Source organism: Limosilactobacillus sp., from assembly GCF_051873035.1.
Lineage (GTDB): Bacteria > Bacillota > Bacilli > Lactobacillales > Lactobacillaceae > Limosilactobacillus.
The window spans coordinates 1-19,453 of sequence record NZ_JBJEEL010000045.1; the positions used below are offsets into that span (position 1 = coordinate 1).

Annotated in this window: 16 protein-coding genes and 1 tRNA gene; 13 read left to right on the forward strand and 4 right to left on the reverse strand. The window is 48.7% G+C overall.

The annotated features are described in order from the left end of the window. Window positions 1-297: 297 nt before the first annotated feature. On the reverse strand, window positions 298-918 hold the full coding sequence (locus ACI31H_RS04220; RefSeq protein ID WP_439770755.1) for a TetR/AcrR family transcriptional regulator: 621 nt from the start codon (window positions 916-918) through the stop codon (window positions 298-300). A gap of 175 nt (window positions 919-1,093) precedes the next feature. On the opposite strand from ACI31H_RS04220, the gene ACI31H_RS04225 reads away from it, so the two are divergent. Next, window positions 1,094-3,079, forward strand: a complete 1,986-nt coding sequence (locus ACI31H_RS04225) for an FAD-dependent oxidoreductase (RefSeq protein WP_439770756.1) — start codon at window positions 1,094-1,096, stop codon at window positions 3,077-3,079. Window positions 3,080-3,136: 57 nt separating this feature from the next. On the opposite strand, the gene ACI31H_RS04230 is transcribed toward ACI31H_RS04225, so the two are convergent. Continuing rightward, window positions 3,137-4,021 carry a LysR family transcriptional regulator gene (locus tag ACI31H_RS04230; protein ID WP_439770757.1) on the reverse strand — a complete coding sequence of 295 codons (885 nt, stop codon included), beginning with the start codon at window positions 4,019-4,021 and terminating at the stop codon, window positions 3,137-3,139. 113 nt (window positions 4,022-4,134) lie between these two features. Here ACI31H_RS04230 and ACI31H_RS04235 point away from each other — a divergent pair, with 113 nt between their 5' ends. From ACI31H_RS04235 to ACI31H_RS04250, 4 genes are all read left to right on the forward strand, one after another. After that, the gene (locus ACI31H_RS04235) at window positions 4,135-5,076 is read left to right on the forward strand and encodes a DMT family transporter (RefSeq protein WP_439770758.1); all 942 of its coding nucleotides are present in this window, start codon (window positions 4,135-4,137) and stop codon (window positions 5,074-5,076) included. Between the two features lie 16 nt (window positions 5,077-5,092). Continuing rightward, window positions 5,093-5,731: an NAD(P)H-binding protein gene (locus ACI31H_RS04240; RefSeq protein WP_439770759.1), complete on the forward strand. Its 639-nt coding sequence runs from the start codon at window positions 5,093-5,095 to the stop codon at window positions 5,729-5,731. A 10-nt stretch (window positions 5,732-5,741) separates the two neighbouring features. After that, window positions 5,742-6,890, forward strand: a complete 1,149-nt coding sequence (locus tag ACI31H_RS04245) for an NADH-dependent flavin oxidoreductase (protein ID WP_439770760.1) — start codon at window positions 5,742-5,744, stop codon at window positions 6,888-6,890. Between the two features lie 70 nt (window positions 6,891-6,960). After that, window positions 6,961-7,035 (forward strand) — tRNA-His (locus tag ACI31H_RS04250). Window positions 7,036-7,098: 63 nt separating this feature from the next. Here the strand turns inward: ACI31H_RS04250 and ACI31H_RS04255 are convergent. Further along, the gene (locus ACI31H_RS04255) at window positions 7,099-7,839 is read right to left on the reverse strand and encodes an SDR family oxidoreductase (RefSeq protein ID WP_439770761.1); all 741 of its coding nucleotides are present in this window, start codon (window positions 7,837-7,839) and stop codon (window positions 7,099-7,101) included. 116 nt (window positions 7,840-7,955) lie between these two features. Here ACI31H_RS04255 and ACI31H_RS04260 point away from each other — a divergent pair, with 116 nt between their 5' ends. After that, window positions 7,956-8,792, forward strand: coding sequence for a LysR family transcriptional regulator (locus tag ACI31H_RS04260; RefSeq protein ID WP_439770762.1), 837 nt, complete (start codon window positions 7,956-7,958; stop codon window positions 8,790-8,792). A gap of 56 nt (window positions 8,793-8,848) precedes the next feature. Here ACI31H_RS04260 and ACI31H_RS04265 read toward each other — a convergent pair whose 3' ends face one another. Next, the gene (locus tag ACI31H_RS04265) at window positions 8,849-11,650 is read right to left on the reverse strand and encodes a cation-translocating P-type ATPase (protein ID WP_439770763.1); all 2,802 of its coding nucleotides are present in this window, start codon (window positions 11,648-11,650) and stop codon (window positions 8,849-8,851) included. Window positions 11,651-12,055: 405 nt separating this feature from the next. On the opposite strand from ACI31H_RS04265, the gene ACI31H_RS04270 reads away from it, so the two are divergent. From ACI31H_RS04270 to ACI31H_RS04300, 7 genes are all read left to right on the forward strand, one after another. Next, window positions 12,056-12,931 (forward strand): LysR family transcriptional regulator, encoded by an 876-nt coding sequence (locus ACI31H_RS04270; RefSeq protein WP_439770764.1) that lies wholly within the window; start codon window positions 12,056-12,058, stop codon window positions 12,929-12,931. 100 nt (window positions 12,932-13,031) lie between these two features. Continuing rightward, window positions 13,032-13,823, forward strand: coding sequence for a PhzF family phenazine biosynthesis protein (locus ACI31H_RS04275; RefSeq protein WP_439770765.1), 792 nt, complete (start codon window positions 13,032-13,034; stop codon window positions 13,821-13,823). Window positions 13,824-13,829: 6 nt separating this feature from the next. Next, complete coding sequence (locus ACI31H_RS04280; RefSeq protein WP_439770766.1) at window positions 13,830-14,432, forward strand: sugar O-acetyltransferase; 603 nt, start codon at window positions 13,830-13,832, stop codon at window positions 14,430-14,432. Between the two features lie 117 nt (window positions 14,433-14,549). Further along, window positions 14,550-16,811 (forward strand): phospholipase D-like domain-containing protein, encoded by a 2,262-nt coding sequence (locus ACI31H_RS04285; RefSeq protein WP_439770767.1) that lies wholly within the window; start codon window positions 14,550-14,552, stop codon window positions 16,809-16,811. Between the two features lie 165 nt (window positions 16,812-16,976). Continuing rightward, window positions 16,977-17,621 carry a pyridoxamine 5'-phosphate oxidase family protein gene (locus ACI31H_RS04290; protein ID WP_439770768.1) on the forward strand — a complete coding sequence of 215 codons (645 nt, stop codon included), beginning with the start codon at window positions 16,977-16,979 and terminating at the stop codon, window positions 17,619-17,621. A 260-nt stretch (window positions 17,622-17,881) separates the two neighbouring features. Continuing rightward, window positions 17,882-18,319, forward strand: coding sequence for a MarR family winged helix-turn-helix transcriptional regulator (locus ACI31H_RS04295; RefSeq protein ID WP_439770769.1), 438 nt, complete (start codon window positions 17,882-17,884; stop codon window positions 18,317-18,319). A gap of 4 nt (window positions 18,320-18,323) precedes the next feature. After that, window positions 18,324-19,325, forward strand: coding sequence for a zinc-binding dehydrogenase (locus ACI31H_RS04300; RefSeq protein ID WP_439770770.1), 1,002 nt, complete (start codon window positions 18,324-18,326; stop codon window positions 19,323-19,325). Window positions 19,326-19,453: the final 128 nt, after the last annotated feature.

A 19,453-nucleotide genomic window follows, 5' to 3' on the forward strand; every position in this document is an offset into this window, starting at 1 on the left:
GTCAGTATTATTTATTTGAGTCCAGTGGCTAACTTATTCTTGAAATTTAGGACAATTTAGTTACTAATTTTATTGAAAAGAATTAAAAAAACGGGGGAGTGTGACAGAAGTCGGTTACGACTTCGTCTTCACGACGCGTAGCTAGGCTATCTGCCACCCCCGCGAGCACAAATAGGGGTCCAGAGTTCGGCTTTGCCGGGCTCTGGACCCCATTTGTGTACCGCGTTGTTCGCTTTTGATCTATATAGAGAGAGTTATGTCACGTCCCCCGTTTTCTTCACTTAGGAACACGCTACGTCAGAAGTTAATCTCAACATTATTTAATTGACCGGCTTTTTTAATGGAACCTAACCAAATGCCCGTGCTGTTGCTGTACAAGCTGGCCAACTTAGCCGCCGGAATTGGGCAGCCCTTATCTTGCCAGTATTTCACGGCATTCATCAGCATAATGATGGTCTGGCAAGTAAAGAAGTCATTGAAGGTGTCATTGGCGGTTCCGTTTGCTAAGATGTGCTGCTGGTGCAGAGTTTGATCATAGTATTCACTAAAGTCAGCAATGCCGTTTGACGCGAGCTTATTATTAAAAATACAGGAGTACAATAGCTGATTGGACTGGGCCCGGTCGATTAACTGCTTAGCGATCTTTTGAAAATATACCTTGTCCGGTTGCTGGTCGGGGTTGCTCATTATTTCCCTGGAAAGGGTCACGTTAGCAATGGCGATCTGCCGGGCCTCATCTTGAATGATTTGTCTTCCGAGATCGTACTTATCGGTATAGTGGGCGTAAAAGGCCATGGTACTGTAGCCGGCCTTCTGGCAGATTGTTCGCACGTAGATTTTGTCTAGTGAGTTGTTGCTAAGTAACTTACAACACTCTCTTTTAATTGCCCGTTGCGCATGTGTTTCTTTTTTAGCCAACTTTATCCCCCCGGTTCGCTGAACCTTTTGATGATTTACCTTACACTTTCTGAACAAGTGTCAGTTTCCTGATAGAAAGCGCTTTTCTCTAAATAGTAATATACCGCATTTCTAACTATGATAAAGCTGTTGAGTTAATTATTATCCATTTATCATTAGAAATGGGGTATTTATTATGGACGAACTGACACAAGTTAACCCGCGTTTATGGACGACGCTGAAAATCGGTAATGTTAATATTAAAAACCGGTTTGTATTAGCACCGATGATGATGACTAACTATTTTGATGCTAACGGCAATATCAATAAATCCGGGGAGGATTACTATGTTGAACGTGCGGCCGGTGGTTTTGGCCTATTGATAACCGGTGCCTTTGATGCCATCAAAAAGGACAAGATTGAACCTAATCATATGTCACCAACACCATTAGCCAATCCCGAATCCTTTATCCCGCCGATCAAGCAAATGACCAGCCGTGTACACCTACATGGTAGTAAGATCTTTGGCGAAATTACCTTTGGTCAGGGCCGGGTCTTTGGACAACCCGGACCCTCAGAAAATCCCGTGGTTGGGCACCCTGATCAGGTTTCCCCGGCAATGACCATTGACCAAATTCATGAAAAGATTGAGGCGGTTGCTGAAACCGCGGCCGTTTTAAAGCAGGCCGGATTTGATGGCATCGATGTCCATGGTATGCACTGGGGCTTTGTCCTGGAACAATTTGCGGCTGAATTAACCAATAAGCGGACCGATGAATATGGGGGCTCACTCGATAATCGTCTTCGTATTTGTAAGGAGGCCCGGGAAGCAATTGCTAAAACCTGTGGGCCAGACTACCCAGTTACTATTAGGTTTGATGTTGAATCCTACCTGGCCGGCCTGAACAAGCCTACCTTAGATACTGATCAAGAGGCCGGAATTTCACTTCACCAGGCCATTGAGATTGCTAAACGCCTTGAAGATTACGGCTACGACGCCTTAATGATTGATTCCGGTGCCTTTGAATCACTGCATTACGGCCTGCCACCTATGTACATTAAGAAGGGCTTTACGATTCCTTTTGCTAAACAGATTAAGCAGGCGGTCAAGATCCCGTTAATTGTTACCGGTAGCCGGATTGATGAACCACACCTGTTGGACCAGGCGATTGATCCACAAACCGCCGATGCCGTGGCCATTGGTCGGGCCTCATTAGCCGATCCCGAATTCGTTAATAAGTTAGCGGCGGGGCACTTTGAAGCAATTCGCCCATGCATTGGTTGCAATATGTGCTTGCAAACATTGCTGGCAAATGGTCACTTGGAATGTGCCGTTAATCCACTAGTTGGTCATGAAGATGAGGAACCACTAACCCCAACTACTGACCCAAAGAAGGTAGTTGTTGTCGGTGGGGGTCTGGCAGGGATGGCTGCTGCACGGATCCTCAAGCGGCGTGGACACCAGGTTGAAATCTACGAACAAAGTGACGTCCTCGGCGGTGATTTGATTGCCGCTGGTGACCATGACTTCAAGGTTGATATTCACCGGCTAAACGACTGGTACAAGCTGCAAATGAAGAACCTCCATATTACCGTCCACTTGAACCACCAGATTACTGCTGACGAATTAGTAAGCCTACATCCAGATGTTGCCCTACTAGCGACGGGGTCGCAGCCACGAATGATTACCTTCCCTGGTTCTGACTCAGATAAAGTAGTGGATTGCCTGACCGCAATTGAACAGTCCGCTAAACTTGGTAAGCAGGTCATTATCGTTGGTGGGGGACAGACTGGTTGTGAAATTGCCCTAGATCTGGCCCAGCATGATCATGACGTTTCGATCGTTGAAATGACCCCAGCGATCTTGAATGGTGCTAATATCCCGTTCCTGAACAACGTTGCCTTAAAGCTCCTGTTGGAAAAGAACAACGTCAAGATTCTGACCTCAACCCGGCTTAAGGCGGTCACTGACCAGGGCGCTGTGGTGACTAATACGGACCAAACCGATGAGCTGCTGCCAGCCGATAATGTTGTTATTTCTGCGGGGATGGTCTCCCGTCAGAGCCTTGCTAGTTCTTTAATTGGCAAAGGGTTCGACGTATTTGAAATTGGTGATGGTCAAAAGGTCGGTAACGTTTATACGGTTACTAAGTCGGCCTATGAGATTGCTAAACGGATTTAAGATTATAGTTAAAATATTGGAATAAAAGTGGCGTTAGGTGAAGTTGACGAACTTCACCTAATGCCACTTTATTTTTTTAAGGACCGTCACAAACTCCTGCATACTTGGCGTGGGGTGCTTGTGATAGAGGATTCCGTAGGGAATTTGATAATCCCATGTCATCGGAACAACTTTAACTTCAGGGTTAACATCGTGCCAAATACTTGGTACTTCAATCAATGAATTAGTTTGAATAGCCAGGTTAAAGCTGTCGATATCGTAGAGGTGCGTTAAATCGGCTAGTTCAATGCCGGGGTGGTGGTTAGCCTCTTCCCGAATCTGGTCAACCACCGCTGATGTTCCCTTCTTCAATAAAAGGAGCCGTTGGTCTTCTAGGTCAGCCCAGGTTAACCCAAGCTTTTCCGCCAAGGGATGCTGCCGGGGAATACCGATTTCACACGGGGAAGCACCGAGGGGGAGGTAATTATAGTACTTTTGCCATGTTTTAACGCTATAGGGAGTGAGAATACAGTCCATTTGCGGTGTTAGGACCCTGTCCTGGTCACTTCCAAACCGGTCAACAAATGGTACTAACTGTAAGGTAAACTGCTTAGACCGTCCGGACAACTTTAACCACCGTTTTACTAGGGCGTCACTAGGGCGCAGTAATGATGTTCCAATCCGAATGATTTGTGCCGCTTGCTGGTCAATCTGCTTTACCCGTTGCGTTACCTGTTGGGCCCTGCTGGTCATTTGCTGGGCCTGGGTATAGAAGTACTTGCCGGCCGGGGTCGGGGTGACGCCGCGGTGAGTCCGCACGAGTAACTTAACGCCTAGTTCTTCTTCCAGTGTCGAAACCTGCTTCATGATGGCAACTGTTGAGCGGAATTGCTTTTTAGCCGCCTGGGTAAAACTTCCCGTTGCTACTACTTCCAGGTACGTAGTGATTCGTTGGTCGAGCATTTTACCACCTCCAGTATTAACTACAAGTTAATAGAACGTTAAGCAGAATGTCAATTCCAGTGGCGGGAAAAGGGCGGCATAATGTAGTTGATTAATGCAAAGGAGGTCAACTAATGCAGCTTGTTTCCATCTTACCATTATTAATGGGCGTCTTTATTGCTAGTCAGACGGCTATTAATTCACGGTTAACATCGTATAACCACTTACCCCTGTTAACATCAACAATTTCATTTGCGGTTGGTTCAGTCTTTTTGGCCATTTTAACTTTGTGTTCAGGCCAAGGGATTGGAATACCGTTAGGGGTGGTCTTAAAAGCCCCGTGGTGGAGCTGGCTGGGTGGTTTAACCGCCGCCTTTGCATTAACCTGCAATATTTTACTGTTTAAGTACCTGGGGAGTGTTGAAACGACCCTTTACCCGGTGATCGGCCAAATTATCATGAGCCTGGTTATTGACCAGTTCGGCTGGTTGGGGTCGTTAAGGCAAAGAATGACTTGGCACAAGGGCGGCGGTGCCCTGCTACTAATTGTGGGCCTGTTAGTTTTTATTAACCTCTTAGGCTTCCGGCGGACAGTTGTCGAGGCCGGCACTAAGAAGTCACTACGGCTTGGTTGGCCAGTACTCGGGATCTTGGCCGGAGTGGCCCTGGCAATTCAAAATGCGGTCAATGCCAAATTAGGCCAGGCCTTCCATTCACCACTGCATGCCTCGTTGATTTCTTTTTCCGTTAGCTTTATCCTGCTACTCTTATTTAACCTGGCTCGTCGGGGAAGAATACTAACGGCCGTCCGTCAAACACTGGTACAACAACCGCGCCGGGAATGGTGGATTTGGCTCGGCGGCCTACTGGGAAGTTCTTACGTGGGCTTAAGTTCTGTCCTGGTCCCAATCTTGGGAACGGGCCAAGTAGTAATTTTGGCACTATTTGGTCAGCTCATCTTCAGTGCACTTATTCAACAGTTCGGGTGGTTTAATTCCCGCTCGATTAAGATCAACCGTTCGCAAGCGATTGGTGCGGTCATTATGTTCATTGGTATTTTGATGATTAAGTTTTGAAAGGGAAATGGTATCTATGAAAATATTTGTTGTTGGTGGTTCCGGTCGGGTAGCGACGGCCCTAATTCGTGACTTGGTAACGGCGGGTCACACGGTCACGGCCGGGTCCCGTCACCCAGAAAGAATTATCAAGGCGAAAAACGTTACCCCGGTCAGGTTAGACCTTCACGATGAACTAACCGAGCTCAAACGGGTGATTGGCCACCCCGATGTCCTTTACTTTACGGCCGGTTCTAACGGAAGCGACCTGCTGCGAACCGACGCAATGGGGGCGATCAAGACGATGAAGGTCGCCGAAGAAAACAATATCCACCGCTATATCATGCTCAGCGCCATGTTCCCGCTGGAACCGGCCAAGTGGCGGGAGAATGGCCTGATGGTTTATGCCGATTATAAGACTGCCAAGTTCTTTGCTGATAACTACCTGGTTAACCAAACCGACTTAGACTACACGATTCTCAGCCCTACAAACTTAACAACGGAGACCGGGACGGGGAGGATAACGATTGATTCCGGTAAGGTGGCCACCAACCCGATTCCGGACGTTGCCTTGACCCTTGCTAAAATTTTGGATCATCCCAATACAGTTCGCAAAGTAATGATGATGCGGACGGGCAATACGCCAATCGACGATGCCCTCGTAAGTGTTAAATAAGGAGGAAGATATGATGAAACAATTAACTGATCAAGTAACTTTTCCCAACGGTGGTGTTACGAAGAACCGGTTCGTACAACCGCCAATGCTTACCAACAGTGGGGATAATGGTGAGGTAACGGCTGACACAATTAAATATTACGGGGCACGTTCCAATTCGGCCGGAATGGTTACCGTCGAATATGCCTATGTTTCGGAAAACGAGGGACCCGCAATGTCATGGGCGCCGGACCGGACCCAGCTGGCAATTTATGATGACCGGTTCACAGCTTCTTTAACTAAGCTAGCAACCGCAATCAAGCAGGATGGCAACAAGGCCATTATCGAATTGGCCCATGACGGGCGCCAGGCTTCTGGGTTGGCGCAGGTGGGTAAGACCGTCTATGCGCCGAGCGCGGTCGATTACAGTTTCTTGCCATACCAGGTTCAGGCGCTTAGTGACCAGCAAATCAGGGCAATTATCCGTGACTTTGGCCGCGCCACCAAGCGGGCCATCGATGCTGGCTTTGATGGTGTCCTGATTCACGGCGCCAACCACTACCTAATTCAGCAGTTTTTCTCAACCATTTCCAACCTGCGGACCGACCATTGGGGTGGCACGTTAGAAAAGAGAATGAATTTTGCCTTAGCAGTCACTGCGGAGGTATTCCGGGTGGTCAAAGAATATGCCCGGCCAGGCTTCATCGTGGGCTACCGGATTAGCCCAGAAGAAATTCATGATACGGTTGGCTATACTTGGCACGAGTCAACCCAGTTGGTCAAAGAGTTAGCCAGCCGGTTTAACTTTGACTACTTTGACCTCTCACTGCCCAAATATGACCAAAAACCACAGGATTCTGATCGAACCTTCGCCGAGTTATTTCAACCGGTAATTGGGGATGCTAAGCTTGGAATTGTTGGGGATATCCGTTCCGGTGCCGCTGCCCGGGACGCTCTAAAGTATGCCGACCTGATTTCCGTTGGTCGGGCCTCGATTGCCGACCCGAACTTTGCCCGCAAGGTACTTACCAACCGGGAAAATGAGATTGTGGATAACATTAATGATAAAAGTATGGGCCAGGCGCAGTTAACCCCCGGGCTGCAGACAATTTTCGCAGACGCTGGAACTAAGCTAATTCCCCACTGGCCCGCTAACCGGAGTTCATTGTGGGGAAAATAACTTCCCAAGTTTATATTAAAAAATACTTGTTTCACCGCTTTCTTATGGTACGATAGAAAGCAGTGATATGGCGGTATTGGTGAAGTTTGGTTAACACACCGGTTTGTGGGTCCGGCACGCGTGGGTTCAAATCCCACATACCGCCCTGACCAATCAAAAGAGGCAGTTCAGTACGACTGAACTGCCTCTTTTTGATAGTTACCCAATCCTACCCCTGACGGCTTGGTTGGACGGCAATATCTGAAATATCAACATTCTTGGGCTGGGAAACAGCGAAGGTGACTGCGTTGGCAATGTCAACTGGTTCAATCCCGACCTGTTCGTAAAACTTAGCAACCTGGTCCTTGGTAGCGGAGGGGGCCACTGAGTTTAATAATTCAGTTTTCACCGCGCCTGGATAGATGATGGTGGTACGGATGTCAGGCTTCTCCTGGGCGGATTCGGCCCGGAATGAGTCGACGAACGCCCGAACAAAGTGCTTGGTGCCACTATAGACGGCATTCCCGGGGACGGGTTGTAGTCCCGCCATTGAAGAGGTAACGATAAATTGCCCCACGTTATTTTCCTTGAATACCGGGTAAACCGCGGCGATGGAGTTTAGGACCCCCTTGATATTAACATCAACCATCAAATCCCAGCTCTTGGTATTCAGTTCGGAGACGTTACCGGCCGGCATGATTCCCGCGTTAGCAAAGAAGACGTCCAATTTGCCAAAACGATCCAGGGCGACTTGGACCAGGTCTTTCATGTCATCTGGCTTCGTAACGTCGGCCACTTGATAAGCGGCGTTCTGACTTCCTAAATCATCGACAAGTTGTTTTAACTGTTCTTCACGCCGGGCACCGAGGACGACCTTGGCCCCGTTTTTAACAAGTTGCCGGGCAGTTGCTTTACCGATACCTGAAGAAGCGCCTGTGATGACAACCACTTTACCTGCAACATTATTCATAACAGATTCCTCCAATTCATTTTTTACTAATTGTCCTTATTGTAAAAGGACAATTAGTGGTCGTAAAATGAAAACTAGTTACCAGGGTATGAATAGAAGTTATAGGGAGGACAGCGATGTTAGAGAATTATCTATTGGAACAGCTCGTTGCCTTTGCTGATGCGGGGACACTATCAAAGGCAGCCCAAGCCTTACACATTACGCAGCCGGCACTAAGTAAGTCAATGCACCGAATTGAAAGCCTTTTTGGTATTCCTTTATTTCACCGTACCCATAGTCATATTGAACTCAACGCGAATGGTAAAATTGCGGTCCAGTATGCTAGAAGGGCGTTGAAAGCCAATCATGAGATTATTCCGGAAACGTTGGCCTTTTACCGCCGGCAACACACCATTCGGATTGCCGGTTGTTCAACGATTGCGATCCATCACTTGATTCAGATTTGCCAGGACTACTACCCCACGATGACGTTAACGACCAGCCTAATCAGTTATCCCGCAGCACCTGCCTTGCTGCAAAATGACGACTATGACCTGGTAATTGCTACGCGCGCGACTAATGATCCGCAATTAATAAGTAAACCCTTCCTGGATGAGCGACTGATGCTTTCTGTGCCAGCGGGAACGCCGCTTGCTAAGCATAAGAAAGTTTCCTTTCGTGACCTAGCCGGGATGAATATTTTAGCCCATGCTGGTTCTGGTGTTTGGATAAATATCTGCCGGCAGCAAATCCCGAAGGTTAATCTGTTGGTCCAAGAAAATATGCAGTCCCTTGACCAGCTCGTCAAGGCGTCCGCCCTGCCGGTATTTAGCTCCAGCCTAACGACGGTCGATAAGCAGATGGCCGATCGCGTAACGATTCCGATCCGGGACGGGGCGGCACAAATAAGCTATTATCTTTTATGTACCCGGACAAACTACCGGAACTTTAAGGATATTTTTGCTGGCATATAGTAGAAAAAGCGTTAAGCATCCGCTTTCGAATGCTTAACGCTTTTTTAGCCGCTCCTTTATTTAAGGTGGTGCCGCAACCATAGTTTCCGTAATTCATCAATTACGATTAAGACAATTGGGATACATACCAGCATGAGCCAGTCCCGACCGAACAGGGGCGCAGTCCCAAAGACACCACGGAAGAACGGCACGTTGCAGATGCAAAGCAGGAGGATAATTTCAAAGATAATCCCGATAAAGATCATGGAGTTATCCCAGAAGTGCTTATTAAACATCGAGTTCCGTTGGTAACGAATGTTCAAGACGGCCGCAATCTGACAGAAAATAATGGTTGCTAGCGTCATTGTCGTTGCCTGACTATAAGCAAGCCCGCTTGTGGCAAGGTGTGGCCAGGTCCGCCCATTTAAGTAGTTATTAACGAAGTAGGCCGCGGTCGAAATAATTGATGCTAGTAGGCCGTACCAGGCAAAGGCCTTTAGCAGTAAGGACTTATTAATCAGGTGCGACTTTTGCGAACGCGGTGGCTGATTCATAACGCCCTTTTCGGCATTTTCTTTACCTAACCCAATTGCGGGGATTAGGTCGGTCCCCAGGTCAATAAACAGGATCTGCATAACGGTCAGTGCCAACGGAATAGTCCCACCACTCAGTAAGAAGAGGACTGACGGGACAGCTTCCGGCTCGTTGGAGTTCAAAATGTAGAGCAGGAACTTACGGATATTGGCGTAAACACCCCGCCCTTCACGGATGGCCGCCACGATTGAGGCAAAGTTATCGTCCGTCAGAATCATGTCAGCGGCTTCTTTGGCAACGTCGGTACCGGTAACCCCCATTGCGACCCCAATATCAGCTTTTTTCAGCGCTGGGGCATCGTTAACGCCGTCACCAGTAACGGCCACAACTTCGCCCATGGACTGCAGGGTTTGAACCACCCGGTATTTTTGTTCCGGCGCCATCCGGGCAAAGACAATTTCGCCCCTTAGTTTCTTCTTTAACTCGTCATCACTCATCTGCTTGAGGTCCGCACCGGTAACCACCGTTAATGGTTTATTAGGGTCGACAATCCCGATATTTTGGGCAATACTCTTGGCCGTCAGACTGTAGTCACCAGTAATCATGATGATCTTAATATGCGCCCGGCGACAGACCTCGGCGGCCTTACGAACCTCTGGCCGTGGCGGATCAACCATTACCGAAAGACCGATAAAGGTCAAATCCTTTTCAACGGTGGCGATGGTTGCGGAATCCAGGTTGTTATTCATCTCATCCGGTAGCCGGCGCCCAGCAACGGCAAGTACCCGGAGGCCCCGCCGGGCGTAACCATCATTAGCAGCCATGATCTTATCCTTTAAGGTGGCACTTAGTGGTACGACTTTCCCGTTGATCAGGCAACTACTGCATTGGTCAACCACCCGGTTAGGGGCACCCTTGGTAGCGACGTTAAACTGGTGCTGGTCATCAGGCTTTAGGATGACCGTCATCATCTTACGGTCGGAATCAAAGGGTAATTCTTTGATTCGGGGTGTTGCCTTTCGTTCAGCCTGCGGATCGAGGCCGCCTTTTTTAGCAACTACTTCGAGACAGGCTTCCGTCGGGTCACCAAGGATGGTGTAACGCTTGTGTTGGTCATCAGGTGGGACGATCCGAGCGTTATCCGCTAGCAGACCATTGCGTAATAGTTCACGGAGCGTTGAGTCCTGTTGCGGGTCGATGATACTGGGCCCAATGTGAATGTTCCCTTGGGCCTGGTAACCCTGTCCGGTAACCTCATAACTGTGGTTTAAGGTCCATAGGTGGGTAACGGTCATCTGGTTTTGGGTGAGCGTCCCGGTTTTATCGGAACAGATCACGGAGGCTGAACCTAGTGTTTCGACACTTGATAGCCGCTTAACGAGGGCATTTTTCTTTGCCATCCGCTGAACCGCACCGGCAAGTGATAGGGTGACGGTAGGCAGAAGTCCTTCAGGGATAAAGGCCACAATCATCCCCAGGGCAAAGATAAAGGACTTTACCAAGGGATAGTGGACAAAGAAGGTGGCGATGATGAAGAAGACGACACTAATGGAAACGGCTAGGATCGATAGCTGCTTCGTCAAAACGCCCAGTTCCTTTTGCAGGGGACTACTTTCTTCCTTGACGTTTTGCGTTAGCGTAGCAATTTGACCGAAGTCAGTAGCCATCCCGGTTTTGACTACCACACCCTTGGCATCACCCTTGACCACGGATGTTCCTGAACAAATGATATTGTTGAGTTCGTAGTGATTACCGTTAATCACCTTAACCGGCCGGGAATTCTTGTTGACCGGGTTGACCTCCCCGGTTAAAGAAGATTGGTTGACTTGAAGGCTGGTGGATGTGAGAACCCGGATATCGGCGGGGACGTCATCACCTTCTTCAACCAGGACAAGATCACCGGGAACTAGGTCGGTTGAGAGGACCTTCTCTTCTTTACCATTACGGATTACACGGCTATATGAAGGCATCATCTTGTTTAGCGCCTCGGTAGCCTTGTTGGCCTGGTATTCTTGCCAGAAACTGAAGCAGCCGTTGATGATATTAACCGACCAGATGGCGATCCCTAGTTCTGCTAGTTTAGCCGCAAAGGCAATGATACCGGCAACCCATAGTAGCCAGGCCATGGTGCTAGTAAAGTTACTCAAAAAGCGCCGCCACAGCGGGACCGTTTTCGACTTTTGTAAGATGTTCTTCCCGTACTTCGCCTGCCGTGATTGAACATCCTGCTTGGTCAAACCCGTAGCTGAGCTATTCAACTCGTGGTAAATTGAGTTAGTATCTTTAAGTAAAGCGACTTGGTTGATTTCATCTTTATCTGTAGTGGCTTGATGTTCAGCACTCATCTCATAACATCTCCTCAATTTGCGCTGATCAACGCTTACCAGTTTCGACAGCGTGCTATCAACTAGCGTCAGCTCATGGTTTATGAGAAAAGAGGCCTAAGTGACTTCCACAATGGCTGCTTGAGTCATTATCCACATAGACGAAGGTGGGGTTAACGTAAGCTAACGGCAGTCTGCCGAGCTTATAAGTCCGTTAGCGTTAAGGTAAAGGGTAACCAAGTAAAGACTGGCTAGTGCAAAATAAATAAGTTTGTAAGATCTAACTTGGTATGCCAATGAATATTCCAGCTTAGGAAACTTTACCCCCGCTTCAAGTATATTATATGCACATTCACCGATAAGTGTAATTTATTAGCTATTTTCGATTAAGAGTTACCAGCTACTGTTAATGAAGGAGGAATCATCTTGAACCATTACATTGCCTTTCAAAAGGTGGTCGAAACCGGCAGCTTTACTAAGGCAGCGGCCGAGTTAGGCTATACCCAGTCCTCAATCAGCCAGATGATTGCGGCCCTAGAAGTTAAATTAGGAATTCGACTCCTCATCCGCTCCCACCACGGAATCCACTTAACCGCTGAGGGACGCAAAATTTACCCGGTAATAGTGAAAAGCATCCACCAGTTCCAGCGGGTTGAGGCCAAGGCAAATGAGATTAAGGGCCTAAACAAGGACGTGATCCGGATTGGGACCATTTCGAGTATTACTTGCCACTGGCTCCCCCTGCTGATAAAGGCCTTTAAGCAAAAGTACCCGGACGTGGAGTTTGTGATGTACCAGGGGGACTACAACTCAATTGCGGAATGGATCAAAAACGGTACGATTGATATCGGCTTTACGACTCCCGCAATGACTGCCGGCCTGGACGTGATTCCGATCAAGGAAGGCGAGATGCAGGCGATTTTACCGGTCGACCACCCGCTAGCCGCTAAGCCGGGTCAGCCGCTGCCAATTGAGTGCTTGGCTGATGAGCCGATTATTTTGCTGGAAGAGGGAACCTATAGTGAACCGTTAAATGCCTTTACTGCCGCCGGAATCCGGCCGCGGATTGAGTACCGGATTCATGATGACTACGCAATTATGACCATGGTGGAGGCCGGACTGGGGATTAGTATTCTGGCCAACCTGGTCCTTTTACGGATGCCCTTTAAGTTTGTCCGCCGACCGTTAGCACCACGAATTACCCGTGAAATCGGGGTGGCGTTCTTAAATCGCCAGGAGCTGTCGCTGGCGTGCCAGTACTTCGTTGATGAGATTCAGGCAATGAAGGATCGGCTACCCTAACATTAATTTTATTAATCTTACTATTAAAATTATTCGTTTCACTAATATAGACTGGCTAACTATAATAGGAGCAACTGAAATTAACCAGGGGATGATTCTAATGATTAAAATGTACATTGCGGATGCCTTTACCGACCAACTATTTAAGGGTAATCCGGCCGCTATTTGCTTTGTTGACCACTGGCCTAGTGAAACGACGATGAAAAATATTGCCAAGGAAAACCGGTTTTCCGAAACCGCCTTTGCAATTCGCCAAACACCGGCCCACTACTTACTACGGTGGTTTACGCCGGGTGGCGAGATTGACCTGTGTGGCCACGCCACCCTTGCCACCGCATTTGTAATCTTTCAAACGGCCGCCTCGGCAAAGACGGCTACGATTACCTTTACGACCACCATGAGTGGTGACCTGACCGTTACCAAGGACGGGGACTTATACCAAATGAACTTCCCGTCCTACGACCTAAAACAAGTGCCGGTGACTCCTGAAATGACCGCCGCGTTTGGGGCTCAACCCCGGGCGGCCTACCTGGGACGGGACCTTCTCTGCATCTTTGACAGTGCCGCAACCGTCAAAAACATGAATCCTGACCAGGAGAAGTTAGCCCAACTAGACGGCCTCCTCCAGCACGCGACTGCCCGGGGCAGAGACTTTGACTGTGTTTCCCGGTCATTTGCCCCCAAGCTGGCAGTGGCGGAAGACCCCGTTTGCGGTAGTGGCCACTGCCACATCATCCCCTACTGGGCTCAAAAGCTGGGGAAAAAGCACTTAGTTGCCTACCAGGCTTCCCAGCGTGGTGGCATCTTGTACTGTGACTACCGTGGAAAAGAAACCACCCTTGCGGGGAAGGCAGTTCTTTATTCGCGCGGTCAGTTAAATATTGAGGAGTGATTTTTAATGACGTTAGCAGAAAAGTTTGCCTACATGGCGACTGGCAAGCCCTACAATGACCTGGACCCCTTATTGGTTCAGGCCCGTGACCAGGCCACTTTAAAGGCGAATGCACTTAATGCAGAAGATGATTCCGGCCGAAAGAAGAAACTGGTTCGCCAACTCTTCGGGAGTGCTGGCCAGGCCCCCTTCGTGAACCCTAATTTCCGCTGTGAATTTGGCCAGAACATTCACGTGGGTGATAATTTTTATGCCAACTATGACTGCACGATCCTAGATGGTGCCCCGGTCACGATTGGCGATGATGTTTTGTTCGGTCCCAAGGTGGGCCTGTATACTAGCAACCACCTCTTCGACGCCCGGGAGCGACAACTAGGTGGCTGCGTCGCTAAGCCAATTAAGGTCGGCAACCACTGCTGGTTAGGCGCTAATGTTTCGGTAACACCGGGAGTAACAATTGGTGATAATACGATTATTGGTGCAGGGAGCGTCGTAACGCATGATATCCCAGCTAACGTCATCGCGGCGGGCTCACCAGCGAAGGTTATCCGGCCAATTACTGATCAGGACAAGACCGGCTTTGATCCGCATAATCCTAAATATCGATAATAATAATTGCCGTGAGCTGCTGAAAGCAACAACTCACGGCAATTATTTAATCTGGCGTAGTCTTATATTAAAATATAGGAGATAGGGAAGACGTTACCGTTAAGTGAGGATAAGGAAATGTTAGAAATATTAGACTACCAGCAGCAGGCTCTTGTGACCGACGCCGATTTTTGGGAATTCGTTGATCACCACATTACGGGGCCAACCGAATTTAGTGGCGTTTCGTTTGTTTCGTCAATTAAGTTTATTGAAGAGGAGCTACTGCCCCGCTTTGCCAAGGTAACCTTAATTCTGGGGTTGACGGATAACGGTGCCGATTCAGTCGGTAAACGGATGCGCCAGCTGACTGACCGGACGGCGGTTGCCCAGTACGGTTACGAACACCCGGAAAGTGAGTTTACTAAGCGGGTTTTAGATAGTAGCCTACGACTGTTCTTCACAAAGCAGGAATTAATCCATACCAAGGCCTACCTTATTACCAATGAGAATAGCTTTTTAGCGTTGACGGGCTCGATGAATCTGACCAAGCAGGCACTGAACCGGAACGTTGAGCAACTGGTCGCTGATTACGGTGCCAAGGCCATGCCGATGTACCAGTGCTACCGGCAGCTGTTGGCCGCCAACCGGGACCGCGCCACTGACTTTATCAACGCTAAGCAGCTGGCCGGGTTTATGAAGGCCAAGAACGCAGATCAGCTGGCGGTTAACGTTTATACTGATACGGTCAACTTAATCAAAAGCAAGGATGATGGCAGTGACGCGGTAGTAATTCCACCAGCCGAGGTAAAGAAGTTCCGTGCGAAGTACCAGTCTGACGACCAGCTCAAGACGTTATCGGCCGCGGACAAGGTCAGCGTTGCCCAAACGGTTAAGTTATTCGGCCCCGGTGGCTATAAAAAGCGTAACCTCGATCAGGTCGGTCACGAACTTTATAGTCTGACCCAAGTTGTTAAACGCGAGACGGCCGCTCAAGCTGATGGTGATAAGATCACCCGGGAAGAGGACCTCTTCCCCAAACCGGTTATTTACTGGAACCGGGGGCAACTATACGAGGCGCCACGAATTGGGGATAATGTTGACCTGTCGCTAATTACGTCGGACCTCACTGGGGATGACCTCCAAAGGGAACTGCAGCTGTTTGCCGACATTGTTCACGAATACGATAATTACAAGGAGGTCGGTGAAGGCTGGCAGGCCTGCGACTTTATTTGTTACCTCTTCGAAGCACCGTGGCTCTGGCAAGTTCGTAACATGTACGAGTATTCCACCAGCAGTAAGTCCCGGGAAGACGTCCCACTAGGGATTGCCCTAATTGGTCAAGGACGGACGGGGAAGTCGACGCTGGGGAAACGGCTGGCGGCCAAACTTACGGGGAGTAGGAACTTCCTGGATGCCGGTGTGTTTGACCCGCGGAGTTACGCACTTGGAAAGGCGAACACAAACATGACGATGACAACGGTCCTTGAAAACTACATGTACTCGGAAGGACCGGTCAGCCCGATGATGATTGATGATGTTAGTCCGAACCTGACGACCCGGAACTACTTTGACAAGTTCATCAAGGATGTTTCTAACGGACGCAACCTTACCCGGCCACTACCGTCCTTTATCTTCACGATGAACCGGCAGGAGGGGGACAGCCAGTCACAGTTCTCAATTAAGCCGGAAATGATGCGGCGCCTGTGGTACCTGAGCTTTGAGTCTACTTTTAGCGGGGAAGATGATGAACGTGAGGCGGTCTTAAACGACCTGCTGTCCCGGGCCAATGACCAACTTTTCCTCTACTGCCAGGTTGAACTGGCAAAGTTCTTCGGCGCTGTTTCGGCGGAAGACGAGGGACGGATTGAAAAGGACTTTTTATATCCTATTAAGCACGTCCTTAAACAGGCGCTGGACCAGTTTGACATGTACGACCAGGTGGCCGACTACTTTGCGGATAACTATGACTATTCCTTGTTTGTCGGCCGTAATGACTGGACCATGCTCGTTAACCAGGCCCAGGTTGGCACTGACATTGCCTTTATCAAACAGGAAGGACGGCTCTGCGCACAAATTAATAAGCAACTGTTCAACAAGGTTTCGGATAATACTTCCAAGAATAACGGGTCGATGATGATGCACCGTTACTTCCAATACCTGCCGCGGAAATACCACATTAGCTACCAGTACACGAGCACGGGCTTTATTGTGGACGTGGCCAACTTTGATAAGTGGCTGAATAGCGATACCCTACGACAGCGGTACGAGAGTAGCCAGGCCGCCCAAACGGCCCGCCAACAGGATAACCAAGCGCGGTTGACGGAAGCGATCACCAAGCTGACGGAGGCCACCCAGCAAAACCAAAAGAAGCGGGGCCTCTTTGGCTGGCTGCGGAAGTAAGTCTTTGGTTAGAAGAATTTTACAAAGATACTTTATAGTAATCGTCGTTCGTTGGTAGCGGTTTCTCACTGATGGATATTGCTCCCGAACCTTTATACAGGTTTGACCGTTATATGATAGTTGTGTTACGAGTAAGAGTACCTTATTTATCAAGGAGGGAAAATTATGCGGAAGGATATTATTACCGATCATGCTAAGATTTCGTGGATCCTTGACCAGTGCCAAATTTTACATTTAGGATTAGCCAATGAACACGGAAGTTATGTTGTCCCGGTCCACTATGGCTATCAGGAAGGCCCTGATGGTCAATACACCCTTTATATTCATGGAACAGGTGACGGCGAGAAAGCTGCCGCGTTAAATGAGGGCAAAGTGATTGGGTTTGAGTCTGACCACGGCCACGAAAATTTGATTTATACACCACCCCGGCCGGGGGACTTCGGCCCATCCTTTATGAGCGTGATTGGCAGTGGTGTACCACGTCAATTAACCGCTCCACAAGAGAAACTATTTGCGCTCCGTACGATCATCCACCATTACGTTAATACAATTCCAGTTGCACTGTCGGCGGATAGTGTTAAGGGAGTGCCGACGTGGGCGATTAAGGTTAAGCGGATTACTGGCCGTGTTCACCACCCAACTAAGGAATGGTCGGTTGCTCTGGGACTGCCACTTGAAGAGCGACACGGTAAACATTATCAGAACGGTGCAGTAATTACCGATGATTTTGACTATTCGGAAATTGACAATGGAGAAACCCCGGATGCCACCAGTGGTGCCTCACTTAAGGATAAAGGATCGTCGAATTAGTCTCGTCAAGGTTGTTTTAGTGATAGTTATCCTTAAAAAAATCGTTGGATATTAATTAAGCCCTTTTAACTGACACCGGTTTTAAACACCTACTATCACTGATGCCTCAGTAACACTGCTGGGATATCAGTGATTTTTTATTTTAAAATTAGATTGACAATGCCTATTTGATATGTTTTACTATTTAAAACACTTTTAGGTAAAACATTCTTTGGAAAGTGAGGATGGGATCTTCACCGATAAATGGTGGGGTAAAAATTATGGATCATTGTGAAAATAAAGACCGTGGCGCAGCGGAGCTAATTTACCAGATTGGCCAACTGGAAGCCCACTACATTGACCGAGCACTGAAAAAGTACCACTTAACGATGGATTATGCGCGAATTCTTTATTATGTTAGTCAGCACCCGGGGACTAAACAAAAGGAGGTCGCCGACTTCTTAAACCGGCCAGCCGGGTCATTAACCAATGCGATTGTTAAACTCGAATCTTTAAACCTGGTAATTCGGCGGCAGGACCCCAATAGTGGTCGCCAAAAGCAGATGTTTCTCTTACCCGACGGTGAACAGGCGACCAAGGAAGTTAACCAGTGCTTCCAATACTTAGAAGAGTTGGCCGGGAAGCTCAACCAGCCAGCGACTAAAGAATTACTAAATGAAACTTGGCAAATAATGAAAACCGACTTGGAAGGAAGGTAATGATATGACAAAAGTTTTACGTTTACACAGTCAGGGACTGGCAAACCTTCAATTAGATGAAGTAACGCTCCGCCAACCAGGCTTTAACGAGGTCAAGGTAGAAATTGAGGCCAGTGCGTTAAACCGTGACCAGATGCGTTTGATTAACGGTACGGTCTATGCCGGTGAGGGTGAGCAGGCCCAGGAGTTATCACAGCTTGGTTACGAAGGCGCCGGAATAGTAACTGCGGTGGGCCCCGATGTTGATAAAAAGTGGCTGGGTAAGGAAGTCGGTATTATTGGCCCGTACGATGTTGCCCAGTATGGGACTGAAGGAACCGAGGCATTAGCACTGGCGGACCGGCTGGTTGCGAAGAGTCCCCAGCTAACCTGGGCACAAGAAGCGGCACTGTGGTTACCGTACCTCACGGCCTACACCATTATCGCGGATGGTCACCTAAAGGCCGGTGAGTATGTGCTTATCCCGGCCGCTACTTCAATGGTGGGGCAGGCGGCCACGCAAATTGCGCGGCGAATTGGTGCCTACCCGATTGGCCTTTCCCGATCTGATGAGGGTGTTAAGGAGTTGCGTACCCTGGGGATGAAGTACGCGGCGAACAGCTCCGATGACGGTGCACTAGTCCAATATGTCAACACGGTTACTGGTGGTCATGGTGTTGACGTGGTGTTTGACGCGCTTGCCGGTCAGTTTGTTAGCACCGCGGCGCAGGTCAGTGCCCAGGATGGCCGCATTATTACCTACGGCGTCATGGGTGGGTTAGCTGCCAAATTGCCACTTAATGAAATGATGCCGAAAGCACTGACCATTAAGGCGTTCACGGTTAATGAAGTTATCACTAACCAGGTTAAACTGACCGCTGCTAAGCGCTTTATTTTGAGCGGGGTAAATGATGGCTCACTCGTGCCACCAATTGCCGCAACCTACCCCCTAGCTGATTACCAAAAGGCTTATGCGGATTTGCAAGGCAGCCATAAGACTGGGCGGATTGTTTTAGTAAATGACTAAAACTTCAGTCTGTTATAAAGGTCAAAAACCAACGGGGCCTCAAGTATTCAGAAAAGCTCGAATACTTGAGGCCTATTTTATTGAATTTGCGAATTAGCGATGGGTCACGGATAAAGCAGTATAATGTG